The 17365-nt window shown below is 64.9% G+C and carries 12 protein-coding genes, 3 tRNA genes and 1 pseudogene; 2 read left to right on the top strand and 14 right to left on the bottom strand.

What is annotated here, in order from left to right:
- Nucleotides 1–38: 38 nt before the first annotated feature.
- From rplL to ACE37B_RS24580, 4 genes are all read right to left on the bottom strand, one after another.
- Entirely contained in the window at nt 39–419 is a 381-nt protein-coding gene (gene rplL / locus ACE37B_RS24595; RefSeq protein WP_409925999.1) for a 50S ribosomal protein L7/L12, read from the bottom strand.
- Between the two features lie 84 nt (nt 420–503).
- Entirely contained in the window at nt 504–1046 is a 543-nt protein-coding gene (gene rplJ / locus ACE37B_RS24590; RefSeq protein ID WP_409925998.1) for a 50S ribosomal protein L10, read from the bottom strand.
- Nucleotides 1047–1391: 345 nt separating this feature from the next.
- On the bottom strand, nt 1392–3308 hold the full coding sequence (locus tag ACE37B_RS24585) for a hypothetical protein (protein WP_409925997.1): 1917 nt from the start codon (nt 3306–3308) through the stop codon (nt 1392–1394).
- A 325-nt stretch (nt 3309–3633) separates the two neighbouring features.
- Nucleotides 3634–5556, bottom strand: a complete 1923-nt coding sequence (locus ACE37B_RS24580; RefSeq protein ID WP_409925996.1) for a pentapeptide repeat-containing protein — start codon at nt 5554–5556, stop codon at nt 3634–3636.
- 31 nt (nt 5557–5587) lie between these two features.
- Between ACE37B_RS24580 and ACE37B_RS24575 the strand changes: the two genes are divergently transcribed.
- Entirely contained in the window at nt 5588–5866 is a 279-nt protein-coding gene (locus ACE37B_RS24575) for a hypothetical protein (RefSeq protein ID WP_409925995.1), read from the top strand.
- Nucleotides 5867–5879: 13 nt separating this feature from the next.
- Here ACE37B_RS24575 and ACE37B_RS24570 read toward each other — a convergent pair whose 3' ends face one another.
- The 10 genes and pseudogenes from ACE37B_RS24570 to ACE37B_RS24525 form a co-directional block, all read right to left on the bottom strand.
- Complete coding sequence (locus tag ACE37B_RS24570) at nt 5880–11627, bottom strand: hypothetical protein (RefSeq protein ID WP_409925994.1); 5748 nt, start codon at nt 11625–11627, stop codon at nt 5880–5882.
- Between the two features lie 89 nt (nt 11628–11716).
- A complete protein-coding gene (rplA, locus tag ACE37B_RS24565) occupies nt 11717–12424 on the bottom strand; it encodes a 50S ribosomal protein L1 (protein ID WP_409925993.1) in 708 nt (235 codons plus the stop codon).
- Between the two features lie 252 nt (nt 12425–12676).
- Nucleotides 12677–13090, bottom strand: a pseudogene (gene rplK / locus ACE37B_RS24560) (50S ribosomal protein L11); the annotation flags it as partial.
- A gap of 71 nt (nt 13091–13161) precedes the next feature.
- Nucleotides 13162–14214: a transcription termination/antitermination protein NusG gene (gene nusG, locus ACE37B_RS24555; RefSeq protein ID WP_409925992.1), complete on the bottom strand. Its 1053-nt coding sequence runs from the start codon at nt 14212–14214 to the stop codon at nt 13162–13164.
- A 6-nt stretch (nt 14215–14220) separates the two neighbouring features.
- Nucleotides 14221–14526 (bottom strand): preprotein translocase subunit SecE, encoded by a 306-nt coding sequence (gene secE / locus ACE37B_RS24550; protein ID WP_409925991.1) that lies wholly within the window; start codon nt 14524–14526, stop codon nt 14221–14223.
- A gap of 69 nt (nt 14527–14595) precedes the next feature.
- A tRNA-Trp gene (locus ACE37B_RS24545) sits at nt 14596–14672 on the bottom strand.
- Between the two features lie 89 nt (nt 14673–14761).
- Nucleotides 14762–14926, bottom strand: coding sequence for a 50S ribosomal protein L33 (gene rpmG, locus ACE37B_RS24540; protein ID WP_409925990.1), 165 nt, complete (start codon nt 14924–14926; stop codon nt 14762–14764).
- A gap of 106 nt (nt 14927–15032) precedes the next feature.
- A complete protein-coding gene (tuf, locus tag ACE37B_RS24535) occupies nt 15033–16217 on the bottom strand; it encodes an elongation factor Tu (RefSeq protein ID WP_409925989.1) in 1185 nt (394 codons plus the stop codon).
- 57 nt (nt 16218–16274) lie between these two features.
- Nucleotides 16275–16351 (bottom strand) — tRNA-Met (locus tag ACE37B_RS24530).
- A 55-nt stretch (nt 16352–16406) separates the two neighbouring features.
- Nucleotides 16407–16479, bottom strand: a tRNA-Thr gene (locus ACE37B_RS24525).
- Between the two features lie 216 nt (nt 16480–16695).
- Between ACE37B_RS24525 and ACE37B_RS24520 the strand changes: the two genes are divergently transcribed.
- A complete protein-coding gene (locus ACE37B_RS24520; RefSeq protein WP_409925988.1) occupies nt 16696–17319 on the top strand; it encodes an N-acetyltransferase family protein in 624 nt (207 codons plus the stop codon).
- The last annotated feature ends 46 nt before the right edge of the window (nt 17320–17365 follow it).

Below are 17365 nucleotides of genomic sequence, written 5' to 3'. Positions count from 1 at the left end.
GACGTTCACACCCGACCATGCGGGCCGAACGCCGGTGATCACTTCAATTCGACGTCGGCGCCGACTTCTTCGAGCTTGGCCTTGGCGGCTTCGGCGTCGTCCTTGCTGACCTTCTCGAGCAGCGGCTTGGGGGCGCCGTCGACGAGGTCCTTGGCGTCCTTGAGGCCAACGCCGAGCAGGTCCTTGACGACCTTGACGACCTGGATCTTCTGGGCGCCAGCGCCGTTGAGGATCACGTCGAACTCGTCTTGCTCTTCAGCGGCACCACCGGCGTCGCCGCCAGCGGGGGCGCCGGCAGCAGCGACGGCCACGGGGGCCGCAGCGGTGACTTCGAACTTCTCTTCGAAGGCGTCGAGGAGCTCCTTGAGCTCGATCACGGTGAGTGCGGAAATCGCGTCGAGGATTTCTTCCTTGGACATGGTGTTCTCTCTTTCGATGTGGTTCGCGCTGGTCATCCAGCAGCATCAGTTCTGTGGCGTCGATCCCCGATCGGGGACCGGGAATCAGGCAGCTTCTTCGCGCTGCTGGATGAGGGCGCTGAGGCCGTATGCGAAGTTGCGGGGCAGCGCTTGGAGCAGACCGGCGGTCTTGACCAGCGGTGCCTGCAACGCGCCAGCGAACTTCGCCAGCAACACTTCGCGGGGTGGCAGATCGGCGAGGACCTTGAGATCGTCGGCCGACATGACGGTGGTTCCCATCATGCCGCCCTTGACCACGAGGGCCGGGGTGACCTTCGCCTGCTCGGTGAGCGCCTTGGCCGCGGCCGCGATGTCGCCGCTCACGAACGTGAGGGCGGTCGGGCCGGTCAGGTGCTCGTGGAGGCCGTCCATGTCGGCGGCGGTTGCCGCCAACTTGACCAGCGTGTTCTTGTACACCTTGTGCTCGGCGCCGGCGGCCCGCAACGGCTTGCGCAGATCAGCGAGCTGACCGACGGTGAGACCACGGTATTCCGACACGAACACGGCGGACGCTTCCTTCAGCTTTGCGGTGACTTCGTCGACCACGGCCACCTTGTCGGGGCGTGGTGTCTTGGTTTCTTCTGACATTGTGCATTCCTCCTTTCGCTCTACTCGGGGTGCTCGCATCAGATGCGAACACCAGCGAGGAGCGCAGGCCCGCACGATGGCGAGACTGGATCGTCGAAGGCATGCACCTCGGTTGGCGAGGCAGGCGCCTCATTACCCGCGCCGACCGGTGAGGGTCGGAGCGGACCAACGGTCTCAGGCGAGAACCGAATCGGTTGTTGGACGTGCCCAGGCTAGGACCGCTCCGACGGGATCGCACCATTCGATCACACCATTCGATCACACCATTCGATCACACCATTCGATCACACCACCTGATCGCGTCGTGTGATCACGTCACCTGGCGAAATCCCGTCGGCGTGTGCGTCATTCGGCTCCCGAGAACGCCGCGTTGACGTCCATCGTGATGTGCGTCGCCTCATGGGCATAGACGCAGAGCGAGCCGTCGTCGGAGAGTGTGACGACTGCTGAGTTGCCGACTGCGAAGTCCCGCGCACCGAAGTTCAACGATGAGGCGAGGGGCCGGGCCTCGTCACAGGAGAACAGGGTGACGAACCCGTTTCCCTCGGGCCGCACCGCCGTGACATTCACGGCGGCAGCCTTGGCATCGCTCGGCACATCACTGCGACCTGCGACCTGCACCTTGCGCACGTCACCCGCCTCGAACTTCCCGTCGCCGGCGGACTCCCCGTCCACGGTCTGGAGTCCCGCCCGCGTGTCAAGCAGGCGTGCCGGCAGGAACGCATCGAAGTCCTCGTCCTCGCTGAACGACGTCGTGACATCGAGAACGATGTCGGTGTCTTCGTCGCTGATCACACAGAGCGTGCCCTCGTCGCTCAACCCGACGATGCCTGAGTTTCCGGTCGTCTGGCCAGCGTTGTAGTTGAGCGAGGAGGTCACGGGTGCAGCACCGTCACAGGGATACAGCGTGATGAACCCGACGTCGTCTGGAGACACGACCGTCGCGTTGACGGCGACGGCAACGGTGTCGGTGGGGACCCCACCACGACCGGTGACTTGTACCTCGAGTTCCTCACCCGCTTCGAGTCGCCCTTCGGCTTCGTCGACCCCATCTGCGGTCTCCCCGGACTCGCGGGAATCGACGAGACGCGAGGGTTCGAGCGGTCTGACTGCTTCGGTGTCGCCGACGTAGGAGGTCACGTCCAACACGAGTCCGACGCTGGTCGAGTTGTAGACGCAGATCTCGCCCCCCGTTCCGACCTGAACGATCGCGGTGTTCCCGACAGCGCCGCCTGGCGCGAAGTTCAACGAGGAGGTCTGCGGCCGATTCGAACCCTTGGCAAACAGCGTGATGAAGCCGACGGATGCAGCTTGGATCGCCGTCGCATTGACGATGACCGCGCTGGCGTTCGCCGGCACACCAGCCCGGCCGGTCACCTTGAAGCAGGTGGTCGATCCTGCCGGGAGCGGACCATTGCCCTTGCCGTCGCCATCGACGGTCTCTTCATCCGGACGGGTGTCGAAGACCCGCGCCGGGTCGACGGGTTCGACCTTGTCGGTGGCCTCCGAGCCGAACACTCGAAGCCAGGCGTATGCCTTCACCGAGCGACTCTTGCTGCAGTTGATTCCGGAATCGGCCTCGCAGACCCGACCACCGACACGCACCTGGAGAAAGGTTTCGCCGGGGAGCGCGTCCGGAGTCGGGAGATCGATCGTGATGTCGCAGTTCGCCGTTTTCGGGCCGCGTTCGCGCCACACGAAGTCGGTCCGCTGGTCACCACCGAAGACGTAGAGCGTGTCGTATTGGCCTGAACACCTCAGTTGCGTCACCACACCGGAGAAGCTCGTTGCGGTGCCGCTCTCGTAGGTGAACTCGTCGCCGACGTTCTCGGGCGGGTCCTTGTACAGGTCCTCGTAGCTTCCGCAGTCCTGTGGATCGGTCGCGTCGCCGTCGATGTAGGTGCAGCCGCTGATGGTCGGGCGATCCACGGAGAAGTAGCAGTTGGTGGTGGCGGTGAAGAGGTCGCATGCCGGATACAGGAACGAGGTGCGAATCGTGATGGTTCCAGGGCCACCGAACGAGCCCAGGACGATGGCCTGCACGTCGGTGGTGTCGGAGTTGGGAAGACACTGCGGATCGGTGTCGTCGTCATCATCTCCCAAGCAGTCCGGAAACGAGCCGGTGTTGGGCGCGGCGACGGCTGCAGGTGCTTCGGTCGGTGGCGCCACCGTGACGGCGGCGGCGAGCAGTCCGATGATCACGATCAGCATCGAACAGCGAAACAGGTTGTGACGTCGAGTGGGCCGATGAAGCTGTTGCATCCCTCGAGTGTCCCAAACGCCCGGTAACAGTTGACCAACAGATCGCCCCACCGTATGTGACGCTCCGGCCGGAGGAGTCCGGCGGGAGGAGTCGGACCGGACGAGGCGGACCGGACGAGACCGCCGGGATCGGTACCGCCCGTCTACGTCACCAACCCCGGCAGGTCTGTCACCGTGTCGACGGGGACATCGGCATCGCGATCGCGATCACCGGCCCACGTCGACCGATTGCAGTCTGCCAGACACCGACGACGTTGTCACCTCGACCGACAACATCCGCCCGTCCGAGCCGATGCGACAGAGTGGGTCAGACCCACTCTGTCGCTCAGGATGCTCGCACGCAGGTTCCGATGGGGCCGTCGTCGGGCGGGAGGCCGTCGGGGCAGATCGAGTCGTCCCACACGTCGATCTCGGTGAAGTCGACCTCGGGACCGACCTGCGTCAGGTCGACGCCGCTGAACGAGGCGCCGTCGAGCACCGCCCCGGTCAGGTCGGTCACGACGAGCAACTCGTCCGCCGAGAAGTCGACGTCGATCGACACGTCCGTGAGGTCCACGCCCGCCAGCGAGATCTCGAAGGGCACCCCCGCGACGGGGATGAAGCGGAGTCGAGCCTGCTCGAGATCGAGTCCCGCGGGATTCTGAAGGGTCGTGAGGCCCAACCACGCTCGACGCAGGTCGGCACCGGCCAGATTCGCGTCGGTCACGTCGTCGATGGTGGCCCCGGCCAGCGACGCGCCCTCGAAGTTCGCACCGAGCGCCGAGCCGAGCTCCGCGTTGCCGAGCTGCGAGAGCCGGAGGTCGGCATTCGAGAAGTCTGCGCCAGACGACGACGCCTCCCACATCCGAGCCCCGACGAGCGTCGACCCGGAAAAGTCGGCCTCGCCGAGGTCGGCGAACGACAGGTCGATGCCCGACAGGTCGCGAACGGTGAAGTCGGGGTAGCCGTCGACGGTCGACAGGTCGCCGAAGCGACACGAACCATTCGCCGAGATGTCGCACGCGAACGGCTCGCCCTCGGGGACCTCGACCGATCGCCACACGTTGAGCGTCTCGCGGCGATCGGTCGCGAAGGTGACGTCGGCGAACGGCGCGTCGTTGGTTGCTCCCGCCACGAGGAGCGTCCCGTCGATCCATGTGGCGGCCTGCAGATCTCGCGCCACGAGCGGCCGATCCGAACGCACGAGCTCGAGCGGAGCGTTCTCGCCGGGAAGCAGTAGCCGGGTCCACTCAAGCAGCTGGCTCTCGGATTCTGTCTCGAAGAGACCCGGCTGGCCGTCGACGTCGAGGAGCGGTTCGCCCGCTCCGGGGACGTCGACCGGCACCCCGTCCACTTCGATCAGTTCCCACTCGCCGTCGACGAGTTGCGCGAGTCGGCGCGAACCGAGGACGCTCAGGTCGGCGTCGTCGTCGAGCTCCTCCGTGCTGAAGAGCGTCATCTCCAGCACGACGATCTCGTCGCCGACCAGCGCGGCCCGCGCCGTCGGATACAGGTCGGTGTTCGAGAGGTCGAACCCGCTGACGATCGCGCAGTCGGCCAAGGGACTCGGCGGTCGGGCCAGCGGATGACGGTCGGGTGTCGCCAGTTCGAGATCGGCGATCCTCGTCCCGATGTACAACCGGACGTGGTCGACCCACGCGGTGCCGAGGATCCATCCGGGCGTGTTGTCGTTCGGCGACGAGCACGGGTGTTCCGACGCCGCGAGCAGCAAATTCTCGCCGTCGAACACGAGGTCCTCGGCGCTCAGGAAACTGCCCGGTGCTCGCACCTCCCGGTCGAGCGACCAGTTCTCGCCATCGGGCGACGACCAGAGACGAACGTGCCAATCCGGGCCCTTGACCGTGCCGGCTGCCAGGAAGCCGTCGGCCGTCGACACCACGTCGACGAGATCGATCGTCACGTCGCCGGGCGGCGCCATCGCCGGCGGATCGGAGCGACGCCAGGTGGCACCGTCGTCGTCGGACACGAAGACGACCGGACGGCGACGCCGGCAGATCGATGTTTCGAAGAACCCGTCACCCACATCGATCGACGCACTGCACCGGGAGCTGGCGCTCGCGTGGATGACGAGACGACCGCTGGCGCCGCGCGTGATTCCGACCGGCCCGATCGCTCCGCTGCTCGGCGGCGGGACGACGGCGATTTCGGTCCACGTGATTCCGGCGTCGTCGGATCGTCCGACGTACATGCCGTTCCAGCGCTGGGCGAGCAGCCAGACCGAACCGTCGATCACCTCGAGGGACTGCACTCGCGGCAGCGCCGAACTGGTCACGAGCCCGATGGGTTCACTCCAACGGACCCCGGCCGGAAGCATCGCTGGCGGCACCGTGGTGCTCGTGATGCTCGATGGAGCACTGCTCGACGTGGCGCTCGGTGTTGTCGTTGCCGCCCCGTCGTCGTTCGACGCGTCGTCGGTTCCCGCCGAGACCGATGTCGGCGACGGATCCGACGCCGGACCGGACGACGGATCGCCACCGCTGCACGCGGCCAGGGCCGCGACGAGCAGCGCGCGGCGAAGCCAACCGGATCCGCCGCTGCGAGCGACAGAGTGGGTCTGACCCACTCTGTCGCTCAGGCCCACGCCGCATTCACGTCGATCACCAGATCGGTCGCCGCCCTCGTGAACACGCACACGGTGCCATCGTCTCCGAGCTTCACGACCCCGGAGTTACCGACCGCACCACCACCGGCGTAGTTCAGCGACGACGTCGTGGGCTGGTCCTCATCGCACGGGAACAACGTCACGAACCCCGGACCATCGGGGCGGATCGCCGTCACGTTCAACGCCACCGCAGACGCATCTGCCGCGACGCCGTCGCGCCCTGCGATCTGGATCGGCGTCACCGACATCGCATCGAGACGACCGACCCCCTGCGACCGACCATCGACGGTCACCTCACCTGAACGGGTCTCGAAGAACCTCGCCGGCACGAACGGATCGAAACGCTCGTCGTCCGCGAGCCACGCGTTGACGTCGATCACCACATCCGTCTCGGCCCGAGTGAAGACACACAGCGTGCCCTCTGCCGAAAGGCTCACGACCGCCGAGTTCCCGACGGCGCCCCCTCCCGCATAGTTCAAACTGGACGTCGTCGGACGATCCTCGTCACACGGATACAACGTCACGAAGCCGACGCCCGCCGGTCGGATCGCCGTCACGTTCAACGCCACCGCATCGGCATCGGCATCCACACCGCCACGACCAGCGATCTGCACCTCGGTCACCGAACCCGCTGCGAGACGACCCAACTCCTGCTCCTCACCGTCGACGGTCACCTCACCCGGACGGGTCTCCACCAGACGAGCGGGCGTCAGCGACGAGAACGACGGCGCTTGCGCGAGCCAGGCGTTCACATCGACCACCAAATCGGTGTCCGCGAAGGTGAACACACACAACTCGCCGTCATCGTTCAGCTTGACGATCCCGGAGTTGCCGGCAACACCACCGGCACGGTGGTTCAGGCTCGACGTCACCGGTTGCTCTTCATCGCACGGAAACAGCGTCACGAAGCCCACCGCACCCGGACGGATCGCCGTCACGTTCACCGCGACCGCAGCAGCGTCAGGACTGACACCACCACGACCACCCATCTGCATCCGCGTCACCGAACCTGCCGCGAGGCGACCAACGCCCTCGAACCGGCCATCGACCGTCACCTCGTCCGCACGGGTCTCGAACACTCGCGCCGGCACCAACGGATGCAGCGCCCCAGCGGCACCCGGTGACACGACGACCACGACTGCGCCGACCGCGTGGTTCTCGGTCAACGGCCGATCGAACGTCAGCGGGGAGGTGTCGACGACGACACGCAGTTCCGCTGACGTGGTCCCGGCGCCGACCAGCACGGTGTCACCGACGTCGAAGCCCGCCGGATCCGCCAACTCGATCGCGCGGACGCCCGTCGGTGTCACATTCGCCTGCCCGACGGCGTCCGACGGTGGGGTTCTCCCGAAGATCGAGCCGATCAGTCGGAAGATCGTGCTCGCCGACCGAAAGACCACGTCGATCGGTGGCCCTTCACCGAAACACTGTTCCTGCAGCGGCGACTCTTTCACCGAGCCGTTCTCGAGGACCTCGAAGAGGCCACCGTCACCCCCGAACACCGAGACCGCACCCTCGGCTGTGTCGGATTCGACGACACGACACCGGCCCACGTTCGGATCGCTGTCGAGCGACGCCTCGAGCACGAACGCCTTCGTCGCGTCTGCGATGACCAACGCCGGGACGGTGACCTGGAACGGCCGGGCCGTGCCGGTCAACAGCGAACGGCCCATCTCGACGTACCCGCCGTCCCAGTGCAGGTTGAAGTCACGCGCGTCCGCCCAGCGGCTCTTGTCCTTGTTGAATCGCACGACTCGCGCACCTTCGGTGTCGGGCATGATCTGCAGCGCCGGTTCGTTCGGCTTGAACTGGCTCTCGATGATGTCGACGCCGCCGAGGCCCGAACCGGGCGGGTCGAACGTCGCGGTCTCGCCGTGCTGGCCCTGCAGCAGGGGGTCGGCGTTGATCTCGTCGAGGAGATCGGCGTGCTCGCGAGCGGTGAGCGGGGAGCCGTCTGCCTTCGTGAATGCGATCGCGTCGATGTCACCCGTCACGGGACGAAAGAAGCCCTGGTCGTCCATCAATCGCACGACGTACGTCTCCGGCTCGCCGGGAACCTGCTGCAGGTCGAAGCCGAGGTACTTCGTCTCCGCCACACGCACGTCGGACGGAATCTGGTTGCCCTCGTAGTTGTAGGTGACCTCGAGTCCCTCCCGATCTGCCTTCTTGTACTGCGACTCGAACTTGCGCCACTCCTTCATCCGCAAGTACGTGCGGTCCAACGCCTTCTGGTACTCCGCAGAGTCGGGGGTGAAGCCCTTCGACTCCACGAACTGCCGAACCATGCCACCGATGTCCCCGGCCTCCCCGGCATCGAATCTGATCAACGGTTCGGGCTTCTTGAACACGAGCGCTCCGAGCGGCTGTCGGCCCTCGATCAGCGCTGAGTCGTACCCGAGGCGGATGTCGAGGTCGTTGACCGACTTGATCTTGAGCGCCTCCGGCTTGACCATCGCCTTCAGTTCGTCGATCCACTTCGCGGATGACACGTGCCGCGACCTCACGGTGATGAGGTACTTCTTGGCGTTGGCGATGCGCTGGAAGGCGGCGAGCTCGTCGGGCGTGATCCCATACAGTCGGAAGGCATCGTCGGGCGTGAGGATCAAACCGCTCTTCAGCAGCGTCAGGTTTCGGTAGAGACTCCTGACGAGTCGCGTGTCGCGCGCGGCTTGGAGGATCGGGATCGCAGCCTGCTGGATCGCCGCTTGCGCCCGCTGGGCGGCGGCGACTGCCTGCGGCGCCTTCGCCAGCTTGGCGAGTGCGATCGGGATGAGGATCGAACCGATGAGTTCTCCGGTGTAGCGGCTGTAGGTCTGCGTCGCTCCGACGTAGTCACCGACTTCCCACTTGTTCGCCATTTCCGTGAAGGCGTTGGTCAGCATCTCGTCGAGTTGTGGCTTGACCTCGTCGTAGGTCTGCTTCGCCAACTCGGCGCTGCGCAGCATGAATTGATACGTGGCGAAGAGGACGCTCTCCTTGAAGGCCTCGTGCTCCTCCGGCGTGAACGAGCCCCAGACCTTCTCGATGAACTCGTAGATCCCGCGCATCGTGCTGTAGATCGCGTACGGCGTGTCGATGATGCCGGTGACGACGCCGACCGCTGCGTGTCCGAGCCCCTGGGTGGTACCGACGAACACCCCGGATGCGAAGTCGAGCGCATCGAATTCGGGGATCTCGATCGAGTCGTCGATGGAGACGACGTGGTGGAGTTCGTCGTCGTCGGTGAACATCCGCTCGGTCTCGAAGTAGATGTAGGGAGTCGGCTGACCGGGCTCCGGCGTCGCGTCAGGATCGGGATAGCGGCCCCACGGCGTGAAGTCGATCGTCGCCCGCGTTCCCCCCGACGGCTGCGTTCCGAACGTTCGCGGGTCGCTCCATTGCGTCGTGATCCGCACGCGGAAGTCGACGCTCTCGTCGGGCTGCAGCACACGCAGCCCGGGAGCCGTCGCCGCCTGCGGAGGCGGGCCATCGCCCGTCGGGTTCCAGACGACGCTCATCGCTCCGGCGTTGCCCGACACCGTCGGCGGCGGCGGCCCGACCTCGATCGCGAAGTCGGCCTTGTTGGTGATCGTTCCGTCGATCTGGATCGCCTGACCCGCTGGGAGCAGCTGCCCGGTGATCGGGCGGACGACGCGCGACGAGAACTCGAGCAGGAGTCCACCGAGACGAATGTCCGACGTTGCGAGCGAGTTGAACTGCTCACCGTCCTGCGTGGCGGTCACGAGTTGCTGCAGCTCCGCGTGCGCGCGACCCGTCGCTTGGAGCTCGTACTCGTAGGTCTTCGCGTTGGCGGCGCCCGGCTCGATCGTTCCGAGTTCGAAGACCTGCCCCGTCCCGAATGCCGCCTCGACCGCCGCCGGATCGACGAACTCGAGGTTCACGTCCGGGAGGATCTCATCGGGATGGAGTGGGCTCCAATCGAGCCACCCCTGCAAGGTGACGTTGTCGACGTCGGTCGTCGAGATGTTCTCCACCCTGACGGTCACGTTGACCGGCTCGGGCAGGTCCTCCGTCGTGAGGTTCTTCTCGTTCGGGTCCGCCGTGATGGTGACCTTCAGCACCTCGATCTTGCTGTCACCGGACACGTCCACGGGAGTGATCGGATTGCCGAGCACGTCGAGCCCGGTGATCGTGCCGTCGACGGTGAACGCTCCCGCATCGACCGCTTCGACGCGCCAGGTGTACTCACGGAACTGCATGGGTGCGAACTCGTCGATTCGTCCGTCTGCGGGAATCGGCGCCTCGACGACGTCGACTTGGTCCACGCTCCCGAACAGTTCGTCGCCGCCGGGGATGTCGAGCTCGAGTCCGTCGTCGCCGTCGCCGACTTCGACTCGGAGCGTCACGAGGAACTCCTCGCCGAACGCGAACGTGTCGGAGATGTCCTCGGGATCGACGTGCTCGAACGTGATCTCCGCGGTCACCTCTGGCGCTGGCGACCCGCCGCCGAAACCGATGACGAACGTCGGGGCCAGCACGCGGGCGAACGAGTCCGCTGGCGCACCGATGCCGGAATCGCGTTCCGATCCGCCCCAACAGGCGATCTCTCCGGTGCGGGTGCGGGCACACATCCCCGTCGCTGCGGTGTCGATCTCGGCGGCGAGCTTCCCGGTGTCCGGGCCGAACGCACCGAGGGTTGCGGACCGAGCGGTGAATGCATCCGAGCCGTCGCCGATCGCGAAGCTGCCTTGGCAGTACACCGTCCCGTCCACGAAGACCGCGCACGCAGAATTGGCACCGACGGCGACGTCGACAGCGCCAGCGAATGCGTCGATCTCGGTCGGCGCGAACACCGTCGACGTCGCCGCAGACGTGTCGAAACGCCCACCCGAGTTCTGACCCCAGCACGAGACCTCGCCGCCGGCGCGCCGCGCACAATGATCGTCGACCGCGATGGCATCGTCGATCCCCGGAACTCGAACCGGGTTGAGGCTATGGCGGACATCGCGGCACGTTCCCTGCGCGCACGGCCACGAGTCCTGTCCGGCCGAGACGTCGCCGAGACTGCCCTGGTAGTTGCCGCCCCAGCACCAGACCTCACCGGCACTGGTGACGGCACAACCGTGCCACGCGTAGTTCATCGACCAGTCGATGTCGACGACGTCGCTGAGCCCGCTCACCGTCGTCGCAGTCGGTGCACTCGTCGGCGGTACCGCGAATCCCGACGACGGCCAACTCGGCGAGCCGTTGCCCAGGAATCCGAACGTGTTCCAGCCGTAGCACTGCACCGTGCCGTTCACGAGGCGAGCGCAGCGACCTTCGACCTGCTCAGCGGCACCGAATCCGTACGACGTCGGGACGTTGGTGCCCCATGGAGGATCGGAGAACCGACTGCCGGACCCGTCTTCGATCACGCCGTCGGACCCCCAGCACCGTACGTTGCCGCCGGTGGTGATCGCACACGATCCGGACGCGGAGAGCGCACTGCTCACGGTGGCCTGAACCGGCACGGTGGCCGGGGGCGACTCCCAAGCCAGGCCACCGCCGGTTCCGTTCGCGAGAAAACCGTCCCAGCTCTCTCCCCAACACCACATCTCACCGAGGTCGGTGACCGCGCAGTTGCCGTAGTCGCCGCCGAAGGAGACAGCGGACTTCTGGCTGACCGCTTCGACGGTGGGGGCGTCGTCGAGCAGGGACACCGCAGTCGTCACGACGACGCCGCAGACCATGCCCCAGGCGAGCAGCAGTGAGATCCCGAAGAGTGAGCGACGCCGCATCCCGGCGAAGCTACGAAACCCCGGGTAACAGGCCGACAACAACGACAGAGTGGGTCTGACCCACTCTGTCGCTCACGGTCGCTTCGGGGTCAGGCGGCGTCGGGGGCGGTGGGCTTGAGACGCTGGATGTCGATGCGCACGCCGGGACCCATGGTGGCCGAGGTCGTGATCTTCTGGATGTAGCGACCCTTTGCGGAGGCCGGCTTCGCTCGGTTCAGTTCTTCGATGACGGCGAAGAAGTTGTCGGCGAGCTTCTCGACATCGAAGCTGGCCTTGCCGATCGGGACCTGCACGTTGCCGTAGCGATCGGTGCGGTACTCGACCTTGCCGCCCTTGAACTCTTCGACGGCTCGGCCGACGTCCGGCGTGACCGTGCCGGTCTTGGGGTTCGGCATGAGGCCACGGGGGCCGAGCTGTCGGCCGAGGCGACCGACGAGCGGCATCATGTCGGGTGATGCGATGACGAGATCGAAGTCCATCATGCCGCCTTCGATCTGCTCGAGCAGGTCGTCGGAACCGACGATGTCGGCGCCCGCGGCGCGAGCCGAATCGGCGGCTTCACCCGCGGCGAACACGGCGACACGGATGTCCTTTCCGGTGCCGGCGGGGAGTGCGACGGTGCCGCGCACCATCTGGTCGGCCTTACGGGGGTCGACGCCGAGGCGCACGACGAGGTCGATCGACTCGTCGAACTTCGCCGTGGCGGTGTTCTTGGCGTGCTTGACGGCTTCGACGGGGGTGTAGAAGTGATCCCGATCGAACGTCTTCAGTGCATCAGCGTGCTTCTTGCCGGACATTGGTTGTCTCCCTCAGTGTGAGTCCGCCGGCCGAGGTGAGTCCGGTCGAGACTGTGTGTATGTAGATGGTGCGTACGTACTTCGACGTTCAGCGATCCACCCCACGCCTCGAGTCGAGGGGGCGGTGAACCCGTGGTGCGTCAGCGGAGCTGACGCTTCGGCCGGAGGCCGAAGAAAGGATCGGAGCGGCGCAGCCGCTCGAGGCGACGAAGTCGCCCCGTCGGCTGATTCGCCCGGCGAATCAGCCGCGGCGATCCCCATGGAACGAGCGGTGCCACGGATCTGCAGCATGGCACCTTCGATGTCGTTGGCGTTGAGGTCGGGCATCTTGAGTTCCGCGATCTCGCGAACCTGTGCCTCGGTGATCGAGCCAGCGGTTTCGGATCCGGGGTTGTGGGCCGCCTTGTCGAGACCGGCCGCTGCGCGGATCAGCGTCGATGCGGGTGGGGTCTTCAAGATGAAGTCGAACGAGCGGTCGTCGTAGATCGTGATCTCGGTCGGGATGATCGTGCCGGCCTTGTCTTCGGTCTTGGCGTTGTACGCCTTGACGAAGTCCATGATGGCGATGCCGTGCGGGCCGAGCGCAGTACCGACGGGGGGCGCCGGGCTGGCCTTGCCTGCCTCGATCTGGATCTTGACGATCGCTGCGACTTTCTTCTTGGCCATGGTGGTTCTCTCTTCGTGTTCTCGTCAGGGATTGGTGGATGCAGTTGCCAGCAGGGTTCGAGTCGGGTGACTCAGAGCTTGGCGACCTGGCTGAAGTCCATCTCCACCAGGGTCTCGCGGCCGAAGATGTTGACGAGCACCTTCAGCTTCATGTGGTCTGCATTGATCTCGGCGATCTCGCCGGTGAAGTCCGCGAACGGACCTTCCTTGACGCGAACGCTCTCGCCTTCTTCGTAGTCGAGCTTGGCCTTGCGGCGCGGTGCGGCGTCGACGCCCTCGGTCTTGGGCGACAGGAACGTCTTGACCTCGCGGCGTGACAGCGGGGTCGGCTTCTGGCCCTTCGCGGCCTGACCGACGAACCCTGTGATGCCCGGCGTGTTGCGGACGCAGTACCAGGACTCGTCGTCCATCTCGCAGCGAACGAGCAGGTAGCCCGGAAAGACCTTCTTCATGACGGTCTGCTTCTTGCCGTTCTTGTACTCGTCGACCTCTTCCATGGGGATCACGATCTCGTAGATCTTGTCTTCCATGTTCATGGACTGGATGCGAGCGTTCAGGTTGGCCGTGACCTTCTTCTCGTAGCCGCTCTGGGTATGTACGACGAACCATTTGCCGGGACGCTTGTTCGGATCGTCGTAGGGCGCCGGCTCGGCGGTATCGCCAGCCTCATCGTCGGAGGCCTCAACGTCGGAGGCCTCGACGTCGGAGGAGCCATCGGAGGCGCCGTCGGGCGTGTCGGTCCCCGGTTCGTCGCCGGCGTCGTCGGAGACCACGCCAGCCCCGGTCGGGAGGAGATCGGCCGCTGCGCTACTCGTGCGGGCCACGTCGTCGGCGGAGACCGCGAGGTCGTCGGCGTCGGTGCTGAAATCGGCGTCACCGGTCGGCAGCAACTGATCCACGGCCGAGGCGGTCGTGACCTCGTCGGCAGCATCGACGGTCAGGTCCTGCTCGTCGGGAACGGCGGCGAACTCATCGGCAGCAGCATCCATCACCGCGGTCGTCTCGTCGACGGCGCTCGAGGCGGCGGCAAGTTGGGCGTCGAGGTCGGCGAGGTCGGCGGTACCGGTCGTACCGGTGTCGTCGCGTTCGGTGTCGTCGTGTTCGGTGTCGTTGCTGTCACTCATGTCGAATCAGGAATCCTGTGCGTAGAACCATTCGGACAGGATGCCGAACAGATAGTCGAGGCCGCCGACGAGTGCGGTGTAGATGATCACGGTGATGATCACGATGATCGAGTAGCGGGTGACCTCGGGACGCTTCGGCCACGCCACCTTGCGCATCTCGTCGCGCACCTCTTTGAGGTACTGGCGGACGCCCACGCGATCTTTCTTGCGTGGTTGCTGGCGAGGGGCGCGCTGAACCTTGCCATCGTCGGTCAGCGCACCCATCTTCTTGAGTTGGCGCTTCTGTTCGCGGTTCAGGTCGTCCAGTGACACGGTGTTGTTGATGATTTCTCGATCGTCGGCCCACGTCGACACTCGAGGTGCCGGGAGGTGGTTGGAATCTGGCAGGGCAGGAGGGACTCGAACCCCCGACCGTCGGTTTTGGAGACCGATGCTCTAGCCAACTGAGCTACTGCCCTCTGTGAGGAGACGCCAGGGTACCAGCGCCTCCCTCGACGAAGACGCCGGCACGGTCACCCGTGCCGATCTCCGTCCGGCGAGGAACCGGTTAGCGCGTCTCCTTGTGCAGGGTGTGCTTGCGCTCGTTGCTGCAGTACTTCTGCATCTCGAGACGCTCGCGGTTGTTCACCTTGGACTTCATGGTGATGTAGTTGCGCCGCTTGCAGTCGGTGCACTCCAGGGTCACTTTGACCCGCTTGTCACTCTTGGCCATGACGGCCTCACTTTCTTGCTGTACTCGATGCGCACCCGATCGGGTGAGCGACAGACAACGGCCGGCCCGGGGCGAGCCCGAGCCGGCCGTGTCTGGCTTCGATTGATTACTTCAGGATCTTGGTGACGCGGCCAGCACCAACCGTGCGGCCACCCTCACGAATCGCGAAACGCAAACCCTCATCCATCGCGATCGGCTTCCCCAACTCCACCGTCATCTCCACATTGTCACCAGGCATCACCATCTCCGTACCCGACGGCAACTCGATCGTCCCCGTCACATCCGTCGTACGGAAAAAGAACTGCGGACGATAATTGTTGAAGAACGGCTTGTGACGACCACCCTCCTCCTTCGTCAAAATGTACACCTGACCCTCGAAATTCGTATGCGGCGTAATCGAACCAGGCTTACACAACACCTGACCACGCTCCACATCCTCCTTCCCAGTACCACGCAACAACGCACCAATATTGTCCCCAGCCTGCCCCTCATCCAGCAACTTCCGGAACATCTCCACACCAGTACACGTCGTCTTCTGCGTATCACGCAACCCAACGATCTCAATCTCATCACCCGTATGAATGATGCCCTGCTCCACCTTGCCCGTCACGACCGTCCCACGACCCGTAATCGTGAACACATCCTCGATCGGCATCAAGAACGGCTTATCCAGATCACGCTCCGGCTCCGGAATCGCCTCATCACACGCAGCCATCAACTCCATGATCTTCTCCTGAGCAGCCTCATCACCCTCAAGAGCCTTCAACGCCGACACATGCACCACCGGCGCATCATCACCAGGGAACTCATACTCCGTCAACAACTCACGAACCTCGAGCTCCACCAGCTCCAACAGCTCCTCATCATCAACCATGTCCGACTTGTTCAACGCACACACGATGTACGGAACACCCACCTGACGAGCCAACAACACATGCTCACGCGTCTGCGGCATCGGACCATCCGTCGCAGCCACCACCAAAATCGCGCCATCAACCTGCGCAGCACCCGTAATCATGTTCTTGATGTAGTCAGCATGACCCGGCATATCAATATGCGCATAATGACGATTCTCCGTCTCATACTCAATATGAGAAATCGAAATCGTAATACCACGCGCCTTCTCCTCCGGCGCCTTGTCAATCCCATCAAAATCCGTGAAATCCGCCAACCCACGCATCGACAACGTCTTCGAAATCGCAGCCGTCAGGGTCGTCTTCCCATGATCGATATGACCCATGGTACCGATGTTCACGTGCGGCTTGTTCCGCTCGAACTTTGCTTTGCCCATTGTGCTTCCTCTTCCTCCGAGGTGGTTTCCGTGTGGATCTTGCTGGATCTTGCTGATTGGTAGCGGCGGTCGGACTTGAACCGACGACCTTCCGATTATGAGCCGGATGCTCTGACCAACTGAGCTACGCCGCCAAACTTGCATGTTCGGTGTTGAACTCGCGGACGGGTCTCCCCGACCACTTGGTCGAGCCCTCTGTGAGAATCGAACTCACGACACCAGCCTTACCATGGCTGTGCTCTACCGACTGAGCTAAGAGGGCGTCACGACCGAGACTCGAGAGTCACGATCCTGCCGTTGCTGACTATGTCGATTCCGAACGGTGGAGCACTGTAGACCCGGTGAACCGGGGCGGTAGCGGGGCACCCTTCGGGACCGCATCAGCGTTGCGGCCAGCCCGAGAGTGTATAGGCGGGGATGCGAACACCACCACCGAGTTCGCGCAGTTCGACCTCCGTTCGCCACTAGCTTTTCGTCGATGGCCGAGACCGAATCGCCCCGCTGTGGACCGCTCGCCGCCGACCGGGCGAGCCGCGAGCCAGCGCCCGACCAGACAGGCGAGACGGCCGAGACGGCCGAGACGCCGGCTCGCCACGCCGTGTCGATTCGACTGGCGGTCATCGACGACGCCGAGGCGATGGCGGCGATCTACAACCACGAGGTCGAGAACCATACGACGACCCTCGATCTGGTACCGCGAGAGCTGGAGGCGCAGCGAGCGTGGATCGCGGCTCGCTCGGGCGCCTTCTCGGCCGTCGTGGCCGAGCTCACAGGGGGCGACGGTGATCGCCCTCAGGTCGTCGGCTTCGCGTCGTTGTCGCCGTACAAGGAACGTGCGGCGTACAGCACCACGGTGGAGAACTCCGTCTACGTCTCGCGCGATCACGCCGGATTCGGCATCGGGCGCACGTTGATGGACCACCTGGTCACCGTCGCCCGCAACTCGGGGTTCCACTCGATGATCGCCCGTATCGAAGCCTCCGGCGAGGCGTCGCTGGCGCTGCACCGAGCCTGCGGATTCGAGCTCGTCGGCGTCGAACGCCAGGTCGGCCGCAAGTTTCGCCGCTGGCTCGACGTCGCCGTCATGCAGTTGATGCTCTGATCAGCCTGCCCCGACACCCTTGTTGTTCGCCTGTTGTCGGCAGATA

The sequence above is a fragment of the Ilumatobacter sp. genome (assembly GCF_046290335.1).
GTDB lineage: Bacteria > Actinomycetota > Acidimicrobiia > Acidimicrobiales > Ilumatobacteraceae > Ilumatobacter_A.
Note: the sequence above shows the minus strand (reverse complement) of the source record. Positions and strands in the feature narration are given on the sequence as shown.

Excerpts from the sequence above, each read along its gene's own strand:
- rplL (WP_409925999.1), bottom strand. The coding sequence starts at position 419 with ATGTCCAAGGAAGAAATCCTCGACGCGATTTCCGCACTCACCGTGATC.
- rplJ (WP_409925998.1), bottom strand. The coding sequence starts at position 1,046 with ATGTCAGAAGAAACCAAGACACCACGCCCCGACAAGGTGGCCGTGGTC.
- ACE37B_RS24585 (WP_409925997.1), bottom strand. The coding sequence starts at position 3,308 with ATGCAACAGCTTCATCGGCCCACTCGACGTCACAACCTGTTTCGCTGT.
- ACE37B_RS24575 (WP_409925995.1), top strand. The coding sequence starts at position 5,588 with ATGGGTTCACTCCAACGGACCCCGGCCGGAAGCATCGCTGGCGGCACC.
- ACE37B_RS24570 (WP_409925994.1), bottom strand. The coding sequence starts at position 11,627 with ATGCGGCGTCGCTCACTCTTCGGGATCTCACTGCTGCTCGCCTGGGGC.
- rplA (WP_409925993.1), bottom strand. The coding sequence starts at position 12,424 with ATGTCCGGCAAGAAGCACGCTGATGCACTGAAGACGTTCGATCGGGAT.
- nusG (WP_409925992.1), bottom strand. The coding sequence starts at position 14,214 with ATGAGTGACAGCAACGACACCGAACACGACGACACCGAACGCGACGAC.
- rpmG (WP_409925990.1), bottom strand. The coding sequence starts at position 14,926 with ATGGCCAAGAGTGACAAGCGGGTCAAAGTGACCCTGGAGTGCACCGAC.
- tuf (WP_409925989.1), bottom strand. The coding sequence starts at position 16,217 with ATGGGCAAAGCAAAGTTCGAGCGGAACAAGCCGCACGTGAACATCGGT.
- ACE37B_RS24520 (WP_409925988.1), top strand. The coding sequence starts at position 16,696 with ATGGCCGAGACCGAATCGCCCCGCTGTGGACCGCTCGCCGCCGACCGG.